This is a genomic window from Oleiphilus sp. HI0066 (genome assembly GCF_001635725.1).
Genome location: NZ_LWFH01000416.1, coordinates 1 through 1,441, shown reverse-complemented (window position 1 = coordinate 1,441; position 1,441 = coordinate 1). Strand labels below are relative to the sequence as shown.

At 42.8% G+C, this 1,441-nt stretch carries 2 protein-coding genes and 1 tRNA gene; all 3 read right to left on the bottom strand.

The annotated features are described in order from the left end of the window. A partial coding sequence (locus A3738_RS05635; protein ID WP_197473629.1) for a hypothetical protein occupies positions 1-340 on the bottom strand: 340 nt, incomplete at its 3' end. A 158-nt stretch (positions 341-498) separates the two neighbouring features. Then, entirely contained in the window at positions 499-789 is a 291-nt protein-coding gene (locus A3738_RS05630) for a hypothetical protein (RefSeq protein ID WP_068473097.1), read from the bottom strand. A gap of 517 nt (positions 790-1,306) precedes the next feature. Further along, a tRNA-Ile gene (locus tag A3738_RS05625) sits at positions 1,307-1,383 on the bottom strand. Positions 1,384-1,441: the final 58 nt, after the last annotated feature.

The window sequence follows — 1,441 nt, the reverse complement described above, 5'->3', positions numbered from 1 at the left end:
CGCTGGTTAAGGTGTATTTACCACTAGTGGAAGAATACGTTACAGTGCCCTCGTGAAGACTAGAGTTTATTTGGCCGGATGCCGTAGATAAAGAATAGCAATTTTCGCCTGTGCCACTTGCTTCACCTTGATAGTCATAAGCAGTTACAGCGCCTGATTCAGCAATATACAAGTAAGCTTCATCGCCTGTTCGAGAGGTATCATAGACCCCAGAAACAGCAACTATGTTTTCATCTGGTGTACCTGAAGAAGTTAAGGGATCTGAAGAATCAGATGACCCTGAGCTCCCACAACCAGAGATAAAACCCACTACAACTAACGATAAAGTTACTTTTTTCATATTCACAAATACTCCTTTAGTTTGATTGTGANTTTCCTAAAATTCTAACGCCCCGCTAAACGGCGAACGAAACGCAGTGTAGTGAGTCCAGTGGAGGTCGCGCTTTTTGCGGCCGGAACGTGTTTGAGCGGCTTGTTATGAGTTTTATGTGGCACATACTACAACCCCAACCCCTCTTTTACTTCAAAGATTATTTTGGCGATATTCATATCATGCTCAGGCGCTGCAGATAACCCCATATTTTCAGTTGAAGTCACTCCAAGGTACTTTGCTATTGGCTCTGGAGAATCGCTCTCCATTGCGTAAGCAAAAACTCTTGGCAAGTAAGATTGATATTCATCTCTTGCCCAGTCGCTATCGGAAACGCCAATTGGGTCCCATTTATAAAAGAGGATCTCATCGATTCTTTTATAAAGTTCTAGCTGATCTGGTGGTAGCTTCTTTCCCATTACTTACTCATAACAGTTAATTCTACGTACCCGATACGGGTATCACTTTTCAATTAGGTTAACACCTTCGGAACGATCAATTCATTAATAATCATAGACTTATGAGACTTCCGTTTTTTCAAATTGCGCACACTCTTTAGCAAATGCGTATTGAATACGCATTTGCTAATTCATTACCCCTTTAAAATCAGAGCTTTATAAGAATAAGCAATGATACCCGCCCCTCGTGCGGTTATCACAGGCGACCTGTAGATATAATTTGAACCAACACAACTCGACCTCTCGAAGCAGGTGCGGTCAAAGCGTTAAGGTCTTCAATCTTCTTCGAAGCGGGCATCGTGAACTGCGAAGCACTAACAGCCGCTTCTGTCTATCTTGAGACTATGACCTTTCAAACTTTGTTAACAACGTTTTTTGTTCACGGACTCCAAGTCAGGGAATCAATGCTAGGTGAGCTAAGGCATATGGCCAAATTTGGTAACCTAGAAGACCATAAGAGGTAAAATTCAAGCAAAAATGGTGGGCCTTCCCAGACTTGAACTGGGGACCTACCGATTATGAGTCGGGTGCTCTAACCAACTGAGCTAAAGGCCCATTCTTGCTTTGCTCTTTCGAAAATGAGCGAAGGGGATCTCTTCATCTAAGAGAGCCT